Here is a 14,750-nt window from a genome sequence, read left to right on the forward strand (position 1 = left end):
GCTTGGCTGATGCGGAAGATTCGTGTACTCGTTGTGGATGATACCGTCGTAATCCGACGGGTGGTCAGCGAGGTACTGAATGAAGATCCGGAAATTGAAGTAGTCGGTGTGGCCGCCAATGGGATTATTGCCTTAGCCAAGATGTCGCATCTGACTCCCGATTTGGTTATCCTCGATGTTGAAATGCCGGAACTGGATGGCCTGCAAACACTCGCTCAATTGCGGCCAGCTTATCCCAGCACTCCAGTAATCATGTTCAGTGCCCTTACGGAAGCAGGAGCCAGCGCCACACTGGAAGCTTTAGCACTTGGTGCCACAGATTATTTTCCGAAACCTTCCAGTGTCAACGGTCTGGAGGAATCTCGAAACGTCATACGCAATCGGTTGATTCCCGCCATTAAATCCCTAGCACGGCTGGAACCGATCGCATCTCGGCCCACTCCAACGGTAGTTTCAACAGTCTCATCTGAAGCGAATTCCAATAAGACAGAGCCTTTACCAGAGGTGCAGATTTTAGCCATCGGAGTCTCTACAGGCGGGCCGAACGCCCTTCTGGAGTTATTTCAGTCTTTCCCCTCCGATTTTCCCGTTCCGATCGTTATCGTTCAGCACATGCCGCCGATGTTCACCAAGATGCTGGCCGAACGGTTGACGACGAATTCCCGCATTAGAGTCTCCGAAGCGCAACATGGTCATCCGCTGGTGACCGGCCACGCTTTAATCGCGCCAGGAGACTATCACCTGACCCTGCGAAAGATGGGACTGAAGGTGTTCGCGGAACTGAATCAAAATCCCCCGGAGAACTCCTGCCGTCCCGCTGTCGATCCTTTGTTCCGGTCCGTGGCGAGTATTTATGGTTCTGGGGCTTTAGCGCTCGTCCTCACGGGAATGGGACAAGATGGCTTACGGGGGTGCGAGCAGATTCGAGAAACGGGTGGTCAAATTCTGGTTCAGGATGAGGCCAGCAGTGTCGTCTGGGGTATGCCGGGTGCCGTCGCAAAGGCTGGTTTGGCGCACAAGGTGTTGCCCCTCTCCTTGTGCGGAACTGAAATTGTGCAGCGCGTTAAGGCGAGACGAGGCGGTAGATGACCGATTCCGCTTTTGAATTCGCTGCTCGACTCCTTAAAGACCGAGCTGCTATCGTTTTAGAGTCAGAAAAGCTCTATCTACTCGATGCGAGGGTAACGCCGCTAGCTCAAAAACTCGGATTGAAAACGGCAGAGGAGTATATCCTCCGAATCCAGCAGAGCCGCGACGAAAATCTGATCCAAAATCTCATTGAAGCCATGGTCACTACTGAGACCATGTTCTTTCGGGACACGATTCCATTTACCACGCTTCACAATCAGGTACTTCCGAACCTCATTCGAGTTCGCTCAGCAGTTCGAAAATTGAACATCTGGTGTGCGGCCTGCTCCAGCGGCCAGGAACCGTACACCATCGCAATCATAATCAAAGAATATTTCCCCGAGTTGGCCACCTGGTCGATCAATCTGACTGCTACTGACATCTCCCGGGAGATGCTCAAGCGTTCTGTCGATGGCCTCTACACTCAATTCGAATTGAATCGCGGTATGCCTCCTTCTTTGATTCCCAAATATTTTCAGCAGGAAGGGAATGCCTGGAGAGTTGTAGAGCCGATTCGACGCATGATTCGATTTGAACCACTGAATCTGGCGATGCCTTGGCCGCCCCAGCCGATTTGGGATTTGATTTTTATGAGAAATGTGATGATTTATTTCGATACGGAGACAAAAAGGATGATCCTGGGTCGAATTCCATCCGTTCTGGCGCAGGATGGTTTTCTGATTCTGGGGGGTGCGGAGACGACCTTCCACCTGGTGGATAATTTTATGCGAGCGGAACAGTATTCCAGCGGCTACTATCAAGTCGTTCGCTAACCCAATCAGCGATTTTCGATGGGCACCTCGCAGAATGTCAGTGCTGCGATGCCGTTAGTACCTTTCAGTAGAGTCTTCTGGCTCCAGGATTTACTGTCGAGGTAAGTAATGTTTCTGGGGGGAGATGGAGATTTCACTTTCAATACGATCTGCGATCCCTTGGCCTCTCCGGCCAGGACTTTGCCCGCTTCTCCCTCCAGGTAGAATTGATTGACCAGGGAAGCCTCCCACTGTATGGGCTGATCGAACTCCAGTATCAATTCTTCGGGTGTGCTTCCACGCATCACGCGTTGAAGGTTCGCTGCCGAAATGGCTTGTGGAAACTTCTTGCCATAAAGATCACGCTCCATCAGTGGGAACAGCAAGCGAGCAAACTCGGCATAACCCGCGGCTGGAAAATGACATCCCCCAGGTGGGTCGATTCCCAATGTTGATTGGACAGAAAGATTTGAGAAGGCCGATTTCAGTTGCCTCTGAACTTCGCGAAGTCGATTATCCGAGCCATTGATTCCCATGGAGCACGACTTGGGCCAGATTTGAAACAGATAATAGTTCTGAATGTTCGGATAATCTTCTTTCCACGCACCCGCCAGATTTATGAAGAGCGACCGGTAATTTTCCCAGCCATATTCACCCGTCGGACCATCGGCTCCCTGGTCATTTTCCCCCTGATGCCAGATGACTGCCCGGATTCCGTGCGTCAGATGGGCTTTTTTGACTCTCCATAACAAACGGCCGTAGAGCGTCGTGAGATTCTCCGGATTTTTCGCATCCCGCTGATGCTGATCGATTCGGGTTCCACCTACCGCACCGTTGATCAAGAAAACCGGCACCTTTTCAGCTTCCACTAGTCGGCGACCAAGTTCCATACCCCAATAACCGATTTGAAGCTTTTCGGCATCTCGACTCCGATGAACCGCCCTACCCCATACTGCGACCGGTTCGGGACTTCCCGACATGCTGCCGAACGTTCGTATCCAGTCACTGGTGTAGGTCGGTTCTTCCTTGCCAAAGTCGGTCGCCACGGCATTCGACTGCCCCATGATGATAAAGGCATCGCCACAGACGATATTGTTGACGGATTCGAGTGTTTTTGATTGGTCCTGGTTTTGGATGCCCAGATCCACTCGGTACTTCACCAAGCCCGCGGGCAATTTCACAGTGAATGCATAACGATTCTCGCCATTTGGTTTCTGGTTCAGAGTCTCGATCAGGCGATCCTCCGCATACAGCTTTAAAAAGACCGATTCCGCCGATTCGGTGAGCTTGCCGTTATAGAACAGAGTTCCCTCATTATTAGGGTTACGAGCATAGAATTGTCCGTTCATAGGCTTCTCTTCCAAATCCGATTTGCGATCGATCCAGGCATCCTGTTTCGGTTCCTTCACGGTAATTTGGATAGATTCGCTGGTTTCGGGGCCGCCGTTGTCGAGGGCCAGGTTGATATTAACCACGCCACTATTATGAGCCCGTTTCAGGATCAAGCGATCGGATCGGATTTCGTGTGTTGTCGCGATGCCGGATACCGTCCAGCGATAGTTCAATTTGTTGGCCCCGGCTGTTTCCATCGCTAGTGAATTTTGAATATTGGCAACAACTTCGATGCGATCACGGCCATTCCAGTTCGCCACCGACTGAAGTTGAAAGACCGGTTCTGGAGTTGCTTCCTGAACCTTGACGGGAATTGAAATCGTTTTGATCTGATCAGGATAAATCGCCTTCAATTCCCATTGGAAAGCTGCATCCCCGCGCACGCGGCCGGCTACGAAAGGAAGTTCGAAACGATCTGTGGCAACTACCCGTTCTTTACCGTTCCGTTTCTCGATCCAGATCAGTTTCTGTGCGCCGCCGGCCTCAACCCGGATGTTCGCCGTTGTTCCTTCCTGAACATGAATTTCATTGGGAAATACCCTAAACACATTACCTGATTGAACGATGGGACCTACGAGAGTCTGCGTCGGTTTCTGGTTCTCGTACTGGAGATAAATCCAGTCGGCGGATCGGGCAACCCTCGAGATTCGAACTTCATCGATGGCTCCGACATAATCGTAATTGTGATACCAGCCGCCAATCCAAAAACGGGAGGGATTTTTTATGTCCAGACGTGGCGAGGAACTGCCTTCCAGCCTTCCATTCAGGTAAATCTTGCCTTGACCTTTTTCGTACGTGTGAACAACGTGAGTCCATTCCCCCAAGGGGATTTTTGTGTCGCTGTTGACATCCGAAAAATCGCTATCGATATGAAGATGGGGCGGACTGCGAAGTTGCATGCGAATTTTGCTGCCCCGTCCTCCGCCTTCATTACCCCAGCCGATAATCGTGGAGTTGGATTTCTCCGGTCGAAACCAAGCTTCAGTGCTTTGAGAAGAGGATCCGCTGGGATAGGTCGTAATTTTTTCACCTCCGAACAATCCCTGCTGTCCAGAGAAGTATCTGGCGGAACCGATCACACCCGGAGTCGAACGGGTTCCGGTATCTTTAAGTTTCAAAGTGCAAGCTTCGTCAATCAACGACTCGTCCATGTGCCAGACGCTGACGTAGCCATTACTGGCGTTGAAAACGGCGGAGCCGTTCGATTCATTTTTGGCATCCGGCTTACCCCAGTAGATTTTGATCTCCTGTCTGACCTGTCCCCGAATTTCTGGAATGCGTACCCAGATTTGAGCAAGACCCTCTTTGGGATTCCATTCTTCGATTTGATATGCCAGAATCTGACCCGAACTTGTGCTGAATCGCAAATCCTCGCCTTTGGGATGAGCCTGTTGGAAATCAAAAAAGCTCTTATGCAATCGCACTAAAAGCGGGAACTCTTTCACAGAAGTGGTAACCGGCAGGTTGGCACCTTCGGCGGTAGTGAGCAGATATATCGATCCGGAATGTTTCCAGGTGGAATACTGAGCCCAGCCGAAATTTGCAAAAACGAGTATGTAAAAGAGAGCGAGTAGAATGAAACGTGGCACGGGGGGGAAATATCCTGAGGAATGAATCTCGATTATTCCCAGCATGCTAGCAGTTTCACTGGCATCAATCAAAAGCTAAATGGTCGGATTGCAGGATTCGGTAAAGGGTTCTCCGCCGGAGTTTCGGGTTCCTTCGGCTTCAGATAATCCTCGGCATTCATCTCTAAGGATCGCAATTTCATCCGGAGTGTCGTTCGGGAGATTCCCAATAGCTCGCTGGCATGAACTTGATTTCCCTGGACGTGCTTTAAGATCACATCCAGAATGGTTCGATCTAACTCATGCGTCAAACGGCGGTAAAGATCCTTCTCCCCGATTTCCAGCAGATGCTGAATCCGCACGGCCAGATCGCCGAACTTGCCAGTAAAGGAATTCAGCGAAGGCTTTTCCTCGAAAGGAATCATGTTTTCGTTCATAGCGTTCATTTGTAGCTTCACTTTCCGAGCATAGGGGGTGTAATCGGAATCTCATCTCGGAAGCTGACTTATCGGCCACTGCCAGTTAGCCAGAATACTTCTCTAACCCTTTAAACACCTCCAAGTTTGCAATTCACGTGCCATACGGGATAGCGAAAATAGACTTAAATCAGAGCGGATTTGTCTTTTTGGGGTTGGAACGGTTTGCCCTGGAAATGCTCGGGAATCGCGGCCTTTTTACCGGAAGCTTCTCAAGAGCCGAAGAAAATTTGTTTTTGAGGATGAGCCGACGCAATGATAATGCCGTGAATGAGTCGGTTTTTGCTGGATACCAATTTGCCAGCTATGCCAAAGAATGACCATCTGAACCCGGGTCGCTTGAATTGGAATAAACCTTCAGCTTTAATTCCTTCCCCGCGCGAATCGAGCATCCGTAAGATTGTCTCTTGAAATCTTCTGAAAACCCACTTTCGATTCAAATCGGACTTATTTGTATACAACGAGTGTGTGAACGCGTTCGCACCTTAGGAGAAATTTGCATGCATCGATTGCTCACAGCTTTATTAGTGCCTCTAGCAGTAATTTTGATTTCGTCGTACTCGGTTACACTGAGCGCGCAAACCCCAGCGAACCCACCGGCAGCGGAGAAAAAATCTCCTGATGTAGAAGAGTTGCTTTCGAAGTTGGAATCTTCTTTTGGTCAAAAAACAAAAGGACGAGAGTTCTATCAGGCTTACTCTCAGCTTACTGCGTTAGTTCAAGGTAAGGAGAAGTCGACTGCGGAGAAGGCTTCAGAAGCGATATTGGCCAAACTGAAAACTCTTCTACCTGAAGGGGCCGCCCGTAAAGAACTCGAAACCTCGCAAAAAAGTAAAACCCAGTTGGTTGCCGCTGAGCGGGGGCTGGAGATCTTGAGAGCCCTTCACACCGTGAAAAGTATCGGTCGCGGTAAAATCGCTTTTGGAACTTTGAAGGTCGAGGATAGTAAGCTCAATCCCGAAATGGTATTGGCCCAAATGGTCATTTTTGAGGATGGCTGGTTTGTGACCGATATTGGAGATTCCAAAAAAACACTGGGATTTCGTGCCGCCGGTTACCTCCCTTTGGACGCTAAACTTCCGGAGACCTGTGATGAACTGCAACTAGATACCCTTATTTTGAAGCCGATCAGCTTGGCCGATAGTGCAACGATTACTGGGAAAATCGTATTCGATGGGCCGGACGGAATGAAAAATCTGAAAGCGAACTTGAACCTCACGGTCCCGCCGCCCAATACTGCAACTGGTGGTTATAGTCCGCGTAAAAAATGGCCGGAAGCCACGAGTTTAACCGTGGGAAAAGATGGCGGATTTGAACTGACCGGGCTGACGCCGGGAGACTATTTTCTATACCTGCAGACGGGTAAGCACGAAGATGTTAGTAAAAAAGTGACCCTCAAACCCGCCTCGACAGAAGACCTGGGCAAATTGACGATGCGATCGACCGATATGGGTTACTACCTGAAAAAAGAGACGCCCAAAGCCGGTAAGTTTCCCTGGCAGAAAGATATTGAAGAAGCTCGCAAGCGAGCCTTGGCCGAAGGCAAACCGATGATGATTATGATGACGGCCACCTGGTGCGGACCTTGCAAGCTCCTGGAAGAAAAAACGTTGAATGATCCCTGGGTGCAACAATTCCTGAAGGAGTTCGTGGTCGTCAAAGCGTACGAAGATAAAGAAGTCGAAAAGCTTTACAACGGTAACGCTTACCCGACGCTAGTTTTTACAGATAAAACAGGCAAAGAGTTGCATCGAACGCTCGGCTATCAACCCCCGGGTACATTCAGTGGTAATATTTTCAAAGCCTGTCAGGAACTGGGTCTAAAAATCGATCCCGACTTGCAAACTCTGGTTGATCAGAAAATTATAAAGCTGCCAAAATCAGGAAAAGCCGTTTCGATTCAGAATTAATTTCAAAGCCAATCACTTATTCTCACATTCCCCATCTGTCGGGGAATGTACTTTAGCTTCAAACATCAAGCCCCTTGCACAGTTCAATCCAGATTTGAATCGAATAAAAAATTCAATTAAAGACAACAATTTCCGCAAGTGAAATCGAATATCGCTCAAAGGCTTCGCAATCTGCCATTGCCCAAGTTTTCTATTTTGCCAAATCTAAAATTACCGATTACTAATGATGTCTGCTAAATCCATTTGCCGATGTTTCCTGGACTACCGTTCTTGCGGAAAATAGGGAAGGTAATGACGACCATCGCTTACTTAACGCCACAATACTTTGACGACAAAAGTTATGTCGGAGGGGGCGAGCGATATCCGCTGAACTTGGCTATGGGCGTTGCGGAGAGTACCCCCAAGGACATGCAGATTCGAATTCTTTCCTTCGGGCCGGAACCTTTTGTCCGCGAACTTCACCCCGGCGTTACTCTTCGAGTCATGCAAGCGGCCTATACCCCTCGCCATCCGCTCGATCAACTTTCCTGGGAAATCGTCGATGCCCTCAATGATGTTGACCTAGTTCACATCATGCAAGCCCACACACGTTGCAGTGAAGTTGGTTACCTGGTGTCGCAGATGCTGGACAAGCCCATCTGCGTGACCGATATGGGTGGGTATTCGAGTTCACTAGGACAGAGTTTCGATGCCCACCATCTGATCGATTGCATCATCTGTTATTCCGATTTTGGCGCGCAAATGATGCGAGCAAGTCGTCAATTGGTCACGATTAAAGGAGGCGTGGATTCTCGGCTGTTCGTCCCGCCGGTAGGAAAACCGAAGCGAGATCGCATTCTGTATGTAGGACGGCTACTCCCCCACAAGGGGATTGATCAGTTGATCCAAGCTTTGCCCGAGGGGCTGGCGCTGACCTGCTGCGGCCGTCCTTATAATCCCGAGTATTTCCAATTGCTTCAGAAACTCTCCCGGAACAAAGAGGTCGATTTTATCCTCGATGCGGATGACAAAACGATTCGAAAGCTCTATGGCAAAGCCTTTGCTGTCGTTCTGCCGAGCGTTTATCGCGATTGTTACGGGCAATCTTATGTCGCTCCCGAATTGATGGGTCTGACCTTGCTTGAGGCGATGGCCTGTGGCACACCGGCGATTTGCAACCGGGTCGCGGCGATGCCTGAGTTCGTTCGCCAGGGTGAGACTGGTTTCGTTTACGACAATTTGGAAGAGTTGACTGGGTACCTCAAGCGAGTCTCTACTGAAGCGGATCTACCCGATCAGATGGGACGCGCTGCCAGAAAGCTCGTGGAAACAGAATTCGACATGCGGGTGTGCGGGCAGAAACTGGCGAGTATTTATCGACAGATTCTTAGAGCCCGGAATGCACAGGATACCTTGCGGGAGGCTGCATGAAAATTCTGATTATCAGTAATTTGTATCCGCCAGATTTTCTGGGAGGTTATGAACTCGGGTGCCGCCAGGTCGTGGACGCATTGCGGACTGCGGGTCATGAAGTAATGGTGCTCACCGGAACGCCTCGGCGAGTGATACCCAACCACCGGGACGAACCTCATGTTACCCGCCGTCTGAAACTGGAAGATCTCTACGATGACTATTCCCAGAGAACTATGCATCCGGTGATGCAATCGATTCAAAACCTGGAAGCTAACTGTATCAGTTCCTTTAATGTGCAGATCCTATGTGAGCACCTGGAAAAGTTCGAACCCGATGTGGCCTACCTTTGGAATTTGATCGGACTGGGAGGCCTGGGGTTGATTGCCGCTTTACAGCATGCGGGAACTCCTTGGGTGATGCATCTGATGGACATGGTTCCGGTTAAACTCTGCGAAATCTTTCGCGATCGAGCTGTTAATGGCATCCAGGAATCTTTCCTAAAACTCTGCCAGGGACAGTTTATCTCTTGCAGTCAATCGACGTTGCATGAACTCGCCCACTACGGGTTGCCAGTCTCCGAAAGATCGATTTTGATCCCAAATTGGGTGGAATTTTTCGACGAACTCCCGCGTGAGTATTGTCCGGAAGGTAAGCTGCGAGTTGTCTGTGCTGGCACTCTGTCGGAAGCTAAAGGTACGAAAATCCTGATTGAAGCGGCCTTTAAGCTAAAGAACAGAGGTTATTCGAACTTTTCGATCGACTTGTTTGGCCACTGTCCGGATCCGCAATTCGAATCTCTAATTTTATCGTTTGGATTGTGTGATCAGGTCAAATACCGAGGAGTCAAGTCTCAGGCAAGTTTGATTGAATCGTACACGAATTACGATTTGTTTGCTTTCCCGACGCATGAACGGGAACCTTTCGGATTTGCGCCCATGGAGGCGGCTGCTCGCGGCTGCGTTCCTTTGGTTTCGGAGCTTTGCGGATTCTCGGAGTGGTTTGTTCATGCTGTCGATTGCGTCAAAGTCCACCGAAGTTCCGAAGCCTGGGCGGATGCGCTGCAAAGAGTTCTCGATGATTTTAGTCCCTATCAGCGGATCGGAATTCGAGCAGCCAAAATCATTAAACGAGATTTCTGCCTGCCTTCTATTCTTCCGAGAATTGTGCAAGTTCTCAAACACGCTCAGTTCATGAATACGACTCGAAAGAGGTCTCTCGAGGATGCCTGTCGGATGGCGATTCTCGCGGAACGAACCTTCCGCAGCTTACTTCAGGAATTGGCCGCCTAACTAATAACGGGATTACGGAAATGGATTTCGCATTTTATCATCACGAGCAGAATCCCCAAGGCTGGCGTAAGGCCATCGTTCCGGTCAGACGAGCGCTGCGCCGAGTTCAGCGACCTTACTTCGTACGCTTGAAAGACCTCCTTGTAGGTCTTTGGCAGTCGGATAAAATGCTGGCCGAAGATCTCCGTAAGCTGCGCATGCAGTTGGAAGAAATGGAAGAGGCACATCAGGCCCTGGTGAAAAGTCACCGCGCTTTGGAGATGGACCGCGACGCATTGGCCTCTCGACTCGCACAGATAGAGGATGTAATTCTGGAGAATCCGATACCGAGGAAATCGGATAAACCCCGTTTACTCGCTTCCTAGTCGTTGAAGAGTTTCAGCTATCTACCGCATCAAGAGGCCAGGCGACTTTTGGTAAATATTAATTTATCGAAAGTCGCGCCCCATCATATCAAGGTCCTTCACTCAGGAAATCCGTTCTAAATCCCGAAGAAACAGGCGGACAGCTAAGTTCAATATTTCACAGTATTTACATCCTACCGCCATTTCCGATAATAGCGAAATTACTTGATTGACAGTCAGTTGCGGGTTTTCATATCATGGAGCAAATCAAGTCAACGCGATTAGCGTACTTCCGCTCGAGAGACCTCATGCGATATGCGATTCTTACGATTTTCGTCGCTGGTGCTTTTCTAACTTGTGGTCTCGATCAGGCCATCGCGCAGACTTATACCTGGAATGGAGGCGGAGCCGATTCCAACTGGTCGACAAGCGGAAACTGGTCCTCGCCCCCTCCGGTCGGTGGTTCCAGTTCCACTGCGATTGTGCTCAATGGCACCACTCGAACAACGACCAACCAGGATTTAGGGAATCCTTTTCTTCTGAATTCACTGGCACTGAATACCGATGGGTCAGCCACGAGCGGGTTTGTTATCACGGGAGGACAGTTGCAGTTCACCGGTGCTGGAGCGAATATCACTGTCAACACCAATGGACCTTCGCAACCGGGCAATCCGCTCGTGATCCGATCCGCGCTAGACATTAGTAGCAATGCTTTGAGCATTAGCCTTCCCAGTGCTTCCGGCGATATTAACAATCCGTACGAGGCATTACTCAGTGGGGCTTTGACCGGGACGGGGACAATCACACAGAATGGATCGGCCATTGGATCCAATTTTGTCTTGGCGGGGCACAATTCGGCGTTCGCTGGAACTTATACAGTTACGGGAACGAGTACTCTGGTGATTGGTGCGAACGACGCTCTGAATCGCCAAAGCATTGTAAATTTGAATTCCTCCTTGGGTGGCTTAACCACACTGACTCTCACCAGCACCTTAGCCGGAACATCCAACACGGCGTACAGTCTTGCCATTGGAAGCTTAAGCGGCACCAGCGGCGGCTCCTCACTGGCGCTGGGCGATGCTACTAATTTTTCCACATTGCTCACGGGATTTAACAACGACTCCAACGATATCTATGCCGGAACGATCTCTATGTCGGGTTCCGGCTCGCACTTCGGTAAAGTGGGTACCGGAACTCAGACTCTAAGTGCTTCCAGTACGAATACTCAGGGCTCGATTTCTGTCCGAGATGGCAGTTTGATTCTTTCGGGTTCGGGCAATCTCGGTTCGACCTCCACTTCCCCTGTCAATTCCCTGTCCATCAGCATTTATTCCGGCGCGAGTTCCACCCCCGCCGAACTGCGAACGGTAACCGGCACGTCCACGAACAGTCGAATCCAGAATAACGCCGCCATCAACATAGGCGGGGGATTATTTCATATTAACGCCAGCGGATTGGGAACCTCCGCGACCGGCTACGTGGAAATCGTCGGGGGATTGACCCTACTCTCCGGTCAATCCACAATTCAAGTCGACGCCTCGACCAACAGTGGTGCCGGGCTGCAATTTTCCTCGTATTCCGCCGGTACCAACGAGGGAACGGTATTCTTCAAAGGGAACAGCCTTGGCAGTTCGCCCGTTTCTGTCGCAGGCACATCGAACATTACCTTCTCGACCTCACCGACTCTCGTTGGTGGAGGAGGATCCAGCGGACAAACCAATATCAGCATTCTGCCTAGTGGCTTTGGCTCCTCAACCGGTTCCGGTACTACGCCCGATAGCCTCGTAACCATCGGAGCCAACGGTGTGCGTCCTTTGACCTCTGCAGAATATCTGACTTCCTTCTCGAGCGGTTCCACGCTTACGGATAACGTCAGCCTCAGCGGATCGGTGCCGACCTTGAACGCCGCAACGACAATCAATGCTTTGCTTCTGCCCACCTCAGTAACGTTAAACGTAACCTCGGTACCGCTCACGATCACCAGCGGGGTCCTGCTCAACACCAGTTCCAGCAGTTCCATTAGTAGCTCGGGCACACTGCTCTTCGGTGCATCTGGAACTTCAACGGCTTACATCACAGTGACCAACACGTTGAATATTGGATTGCCGATAACGGCTTCGAATCTGTCGAAATCCGGGGCGGGTAATCTCATTCTCAACAACAGCGTTAGCCTGGGCAGCAATCCTTATGTGGCTGTCAATGCTGGTACGCTGACACTGGGTGGCTCTGCCAGTTTCAGTTCATCGGGAACTCTGACTTATCAGGTTTCGGCCCCTGCTACGTTGGATGCAACGGCTGTAGGACTAAATCTAACATCCAATCAAATCTTGCAAGGCAATGGATCCGTTCTCGGCACTGTCACTGTCGGTAACGGCGGGATTATTGCCCCCTCCGCACTGGGAGGCCCAAGCAGTTCCTTGGCGAGTCCCGGAACACTGAGCACTGGGACTTTGACACTGTTGGGGGGCGGGAGCTACGTTTGGTATGTCGGAAGTGAAACAGGTGGACTCTATACTTCGAATAAAATCACGGGAACGACTCTCAACATCAACAGCACATCCGCCAATCCGTTTATCATCAAATTGACTACGTTAGCGGCTAGCAACTCACTCGGGGCGATCTACGATTTTGACCCAACGGTAATAAATACCTGGACGCTCAGCTCGTTTACTACCGTAAATGGATTTGCAGTGAATAAATTTTCGATCGACACTAGTAACTTTCAAAATTCTCTTGCCGGCGGTTCATTCTCTATCTCACTGGCCAATTCCAACCAGAATCTGGTGCTGACTTTTACGCCCGCTCCGGAACAGGGATTTTTGGTGATTTGTGGATTCGCCTTACTCGGCATAAGTCTGGCTGTTCGATCTAATCGACGCCAAAGTAGCCTTCAGGGAGCGGCACGAGCTTTTCGGCGACTGAAATAAACTACTGGGCTGGAAGATAGGCGATCCTCCCTTTTGGTCCAGCCAACCACCCTTCCCCGGATTTGGCGAAACTCACGCTGTTATAGTTTTCCAGATCCAAAGATTTCCAGGTCCTTCCCTGATCGACGGAAACATCCGCACCCGATGTTCCAGCGACTATAATCCGGTTGGAGCCATAACCCACAGCCGAGCGAAAAGTGACAGCGTCTTTGACTAGTTTCCAAGTCTTACCGCCGTCGTCCGTCAACGCCACTGTGGAACCGGTTCCATTGGGCTTGCGATAATCTCCCCCAACAACAATACCATTTTTGGAATTCCGGAACGCAAGGGAGAAAATCCCGGCTGATTCTACTGCGGCCGTGATCGGTGTCTCCGATACGGTCCAGGTTTTCCCTCGATCGCTGGAATGGAACACTCTTGCGAATTTTGCACTCCCGGTGCCGAACCAGGCTTCGTTTTTCCCTTGAGTAATCAGACAGGTTCCACTCGCGGCAAAAGCTCCTTCTCCAGAAAGTGCTTCCGGTAAATTTTTACTGTCTATTGGCTGCCAATGCCTTCCGCCATCCGAAGTTACGAGCAATTGAAATTTCCCTCCAACGGGATCTCCAAGTGCAATGCCATTCTCGTCATCCCAGAATCCTAGCGCATCCAGAAAATCTTCTTTACGCGATGCTTTCCATTGCAATTTCCAGGTCACTCCACCATCGGTCGTTTTGTAGATCCTAGATAAATCCCCGATGCCTGCACTCATCAGGTAGGCCGTCTGGGCGTCGAAGGCTTTTACATCCCGGAAATCAAGTATCTCCGAATCTGGAACCGATATCAGATTCCAGGTCTTCCCGGCATCAATCGTTTTTCCGACCGTTCCTTTCGTCCCGCTGACCCAAGCGGTATTACGATCGACGGCACACAACCCTCGGAAGTCGGCAGAAGTTGCAATCTTTTGCGGTTGAATTTGCCCAGAAGCAATGGGCAAATTGAGTAACACTAAAGACAGTGCCAGATGAAATCTCATAGGAAACCTCGTTCGGAGTGAGGATGTTTTCGCGTACTTCCAAGATGTTACGGGAGTATCCTTCGAAATAAACCGTCTGCTGTCCAGCGGAGAATTAGAATTTATAAAGAAGAGAATAGAGTTTTTGCATCAAAACCAATGAGTTGCAAAGGGCTTAAGTTATGGTAGAACCTCTTCCCAACTTACCAGAATCGGATTCAGATACCGTGGAAGTGAACTATCCAAATGTTCCGCCGCTGAAAGTCCCCAAACTCATTCTGGCTGCTGGCTTAATCTCCTCGTTTTGGGGGCTCGTCTGCCTGATTTTCCTGAGGGGAGATAACGGTCTCAGTTGGCTATTTGCATCCATCGCTGTACTGGGCCTTATCCTCTGTGGGCTCTATTTTTATTGGAACGCAAGAGATGCTCGAGAACCGGATAAGCTAACCCACTCACCAGGAGCCTGGTATCCTTATGTCCTGGTCGCTAGTCTTTTAATTCCTTTTCTTTCCTACATCTACTTCTTCAAGCTAAGGTGAGAAGTTTCCCAGTTCGAAGTTCCTGACTTCAAAACGATT

At 50.1% G+C, this 14,750-nt stretch carries 11 protein-coding genes; 8 read left to right on the top strand and 3 right to left on the bottom strand.

Annotated features, from left to right (window positions below; genetic code table 11):
- Positions 1–9: 9 nt before the first annotated feature.
- Both KIH39_RS06515 and KIH39_RS06520 read left to right on the top strand, forming a co-directional pair.
- Positions 10–1,089: a protein-glutamate methylesterase/protein-glutamine glutaminase gene (locus tag KIH39_RS06515; protein WP_213498471.1), complete on the top strand. Its 1,080-nt coding sequence runs from the start codon at positions 10–12 to the stop codon at positions 1,087–1,089.
- A complete protein-coding gene (locus KIH39_RS06520) occupies positions 1,086–1,901 on the top strand; it encodes a CheR family methyltransferase (RefSeq protein WP_213498472.1) in 816 nt (271 codons plus the stop codon). Before KIH39_RS06515 ends, KIH39_RS06520 begins: the two co-directional genes overlap by 4 nt.
- 5 nt (positions 1,902–1,906) lie before the next feature.
- On the opposite strand, the gene KIH39_RS06525 is transcribed toward KIH39_RS06520, so the two are convergent.
- The gene (locus tag KIH39_RS06525) at positions 1,907–4,861 is read right to left on the bottom strand and encodes a DUF2341 domain-containing protein (RefSeq protein WP_246539565.1); all 2,955 of its coding nucleotides are present in this window, start codon (positions 4,859–4,861) and stop codon (positions 1,907–1,909) included.
- Between the two features lie 68 nt (positions 4,862–4,929).
- A complete protein-coding gene (locus tag KIH39_RS06530) occupies positions 4,930–5,286 on the bottom strand; it encodes a helix-turn-helix domain-containing protein (protein WP_213498475.1) in 357 nt (118 codons plus the stop codon).
- A 530-nt stretch (positions 5,287–5,816) separates the two neighbouring features.
- Between KIH39_RS06530 and KIH39_RS06535 the strand changes: the two genes are divergently transcribed.
- The 5 genes from KIH39_RS06535 to KIH39_RS06555 all read left to right on the top strand — a co-directional run bounded on the left by KIH39_RS06535 (position 5,817) and on the right by KIH39_RS06555 (position 13,178).
- Positions 5,817–7,226 carry a thioredoxin family protein gene (locus KIH39_RS06535; protein WP_213498476.1) on the top strand — a complete coding sequence of 470 codons (1,410 nt, stop codon included), beginning with the start codon at positions 5,817–5,819 and terminating at the stop codon, positions 7,224–7,226.
- Between the two features lie 291 nt (positions 7,227–7,517).
- Positions 7,518–8,636 (top strand): glycosyltransferase family 4 protein, encoded by a 1,119-nt coding sequence (locus tag KIH39_RS06540; RefSeq protein WP_213498478.1) that lies wholly within the window; start codon positions 7,518–7,520, stop codon positions 8,634–8,636.
- Positions 8,633–9,907: a glycosyltransferase family 4 protein gene (locus KIH39_RS06545; RefSeq protein ID WP_213498479.1), complete on the top strand. Its 1,275-nt coding sequence runs from the start codon at positions 8,633–8,635 to the stop codon at positions 9,905–9,907. Before KIH39_RS06540 ends, KIH39_RS06545 begins: the two co-directional genes overlap by 4 nt.
- Positions 9,908–9,927: 20 nt before the next feature.
- Positions 9,928–10,272: a hypothetical protein gene (locus tag KIH39_RS06550; RefSeq protein WP_213498480.1), complete on the top strand. Its 345-nt coding sequence runs from the start codon at positions 9,928–9,930 to the stop codon at positions 10,270–10,272.
- Positions 10,273–10,559: 287 nt separating this feature from the next.
- Positions 10,560–13,178 carry a beta strand repeat-containing protein gene (locus KIH39_RS06555; RefSeq protein WP_213498481.1) on the top strand — a complete coding sequence of 873 codons (2,619 nt, stop codon included), beginning with the start codon at positions 10,560–10,562 and terminating at the stop codon, positions 13,176–13,178.
- A gap of 1 nt (position 13,179) precedes the next feature.
- Here the strand turns inward: KIH39_RS06555 and KIH39_RS06560 are convergent, their stop codons facing one another.
- Positions 13,180–14,193: a WD40/YVTN/BNR-like repeat-containing protein gene (locus KIH39_RS06560; RefSeq protein WP_213498482.1), complete on the bottom strand. Its 1,014-nt coding sequence runs from the start codon at positions 14,191–14,193 to the stop codon at positions 13,180–13,182.
- Positions 14,194–14,354: 161 nt separating this feature from the next.
- On the opposite strand from KIH39_RS06560, the gene KIH39_RS06565 reads away from it, so the two are divergent.
- The gene (locus KIH39_RS06565) at positions 14,355–14,711 is read left to right on the top strand and encodes a hypothetical protein (RefSeq protein ID WP_213498483.1); all 357 of its coding nucleotides are present in this window, start codon (positions 14,355–14,357) and stop codon (positions 14,709–14,711) included.
- Positions 14,712–14,750: the final 39 nt, after the last annotated feature.

This window comes from Telmatocola sphagniphila, from assembly GCF_018398935.1.
Taxonomy (GTDB): domain Bacteria; phylum Planctomycetota; class Planctomycetia; order Gemmatales; family Gemmataceae; genus Telmatocola; species Telmatocola sphagniphila.

Excerpts from the sequence above, each read along its gene's own strand:
- KIH39_RS06515 (WP_213498471.1), top strand. The coding sequence starts at position 10 with ATGCGGAAGATTCGTGTACTCGTTGTGGATGATACCGTCGTAATCCGA.
- KIH39_RS06520 (WP_213498472.1), top strand. The coding sequence starts at position 1,086 with ATGACCGATTCCGCTTTTGAATTCGCTGCTCGACTCCTTAAAGACCGA.
- KIH39_RS06530 (WP_213498475.1), bottom strand. The coding sequence starts at position 5,286 with ATGAACGCTATGAACGAAAACATGATTCCTTTCGAGGAAAAGCCTTCG.
- KIH39_RS06535 (WP_213498476.1), top strand. The coding sequence starts at position 5,817 with ATGCATCGATTGCTCACAGCTTTATTAGTGCCTCTAGCAGTAATTTTG.
- KIH39_RS06540 (WP_213498478.1), top strand. The coding sequence starts at position 7,518 with ATGACGACCATCGCTTACTTAACGCCACAATACTTTGACGACAAAAGT.
- KIH39_RS06545 (WP_213498479.1), top strand. The coding sequence starts at position 8,633 with ATGAAAATTCTGATTATCAGTAATTTGTATCCGCCAGATTTTCTGGGA.
- KIH39_RS06550 (WP_213498480.1), top strand. The coding sequence starts at position 9,928 with ATGGATTTCGCATTTTATCATCACGAGCAGAATCCCCAAGGCTGGCGT.
- KIH39_RS06555 (WP_213498481.1), top strand. The coding sequence starts at position 10,560 with ATGCGATATGCGATTCTTACGATTTTCGTCGCTGGTGCTTTTCTAACT.
- KIH39_RS06560 (WP_213498482.1), bottom strand. The coding sequence starts at position 14,193 with ATGAGATTTCATCTGGCACTGTCTTTAGTGTTACTCAATTTGCCCATT.
- KIH39_RS06565 (WP_213498483.1), top strand. The coding sequence starts at position 14,355 with ATGGTAGAACCTCTTCCCAACTTACCAGAATCGGATTCAGATACCGTG.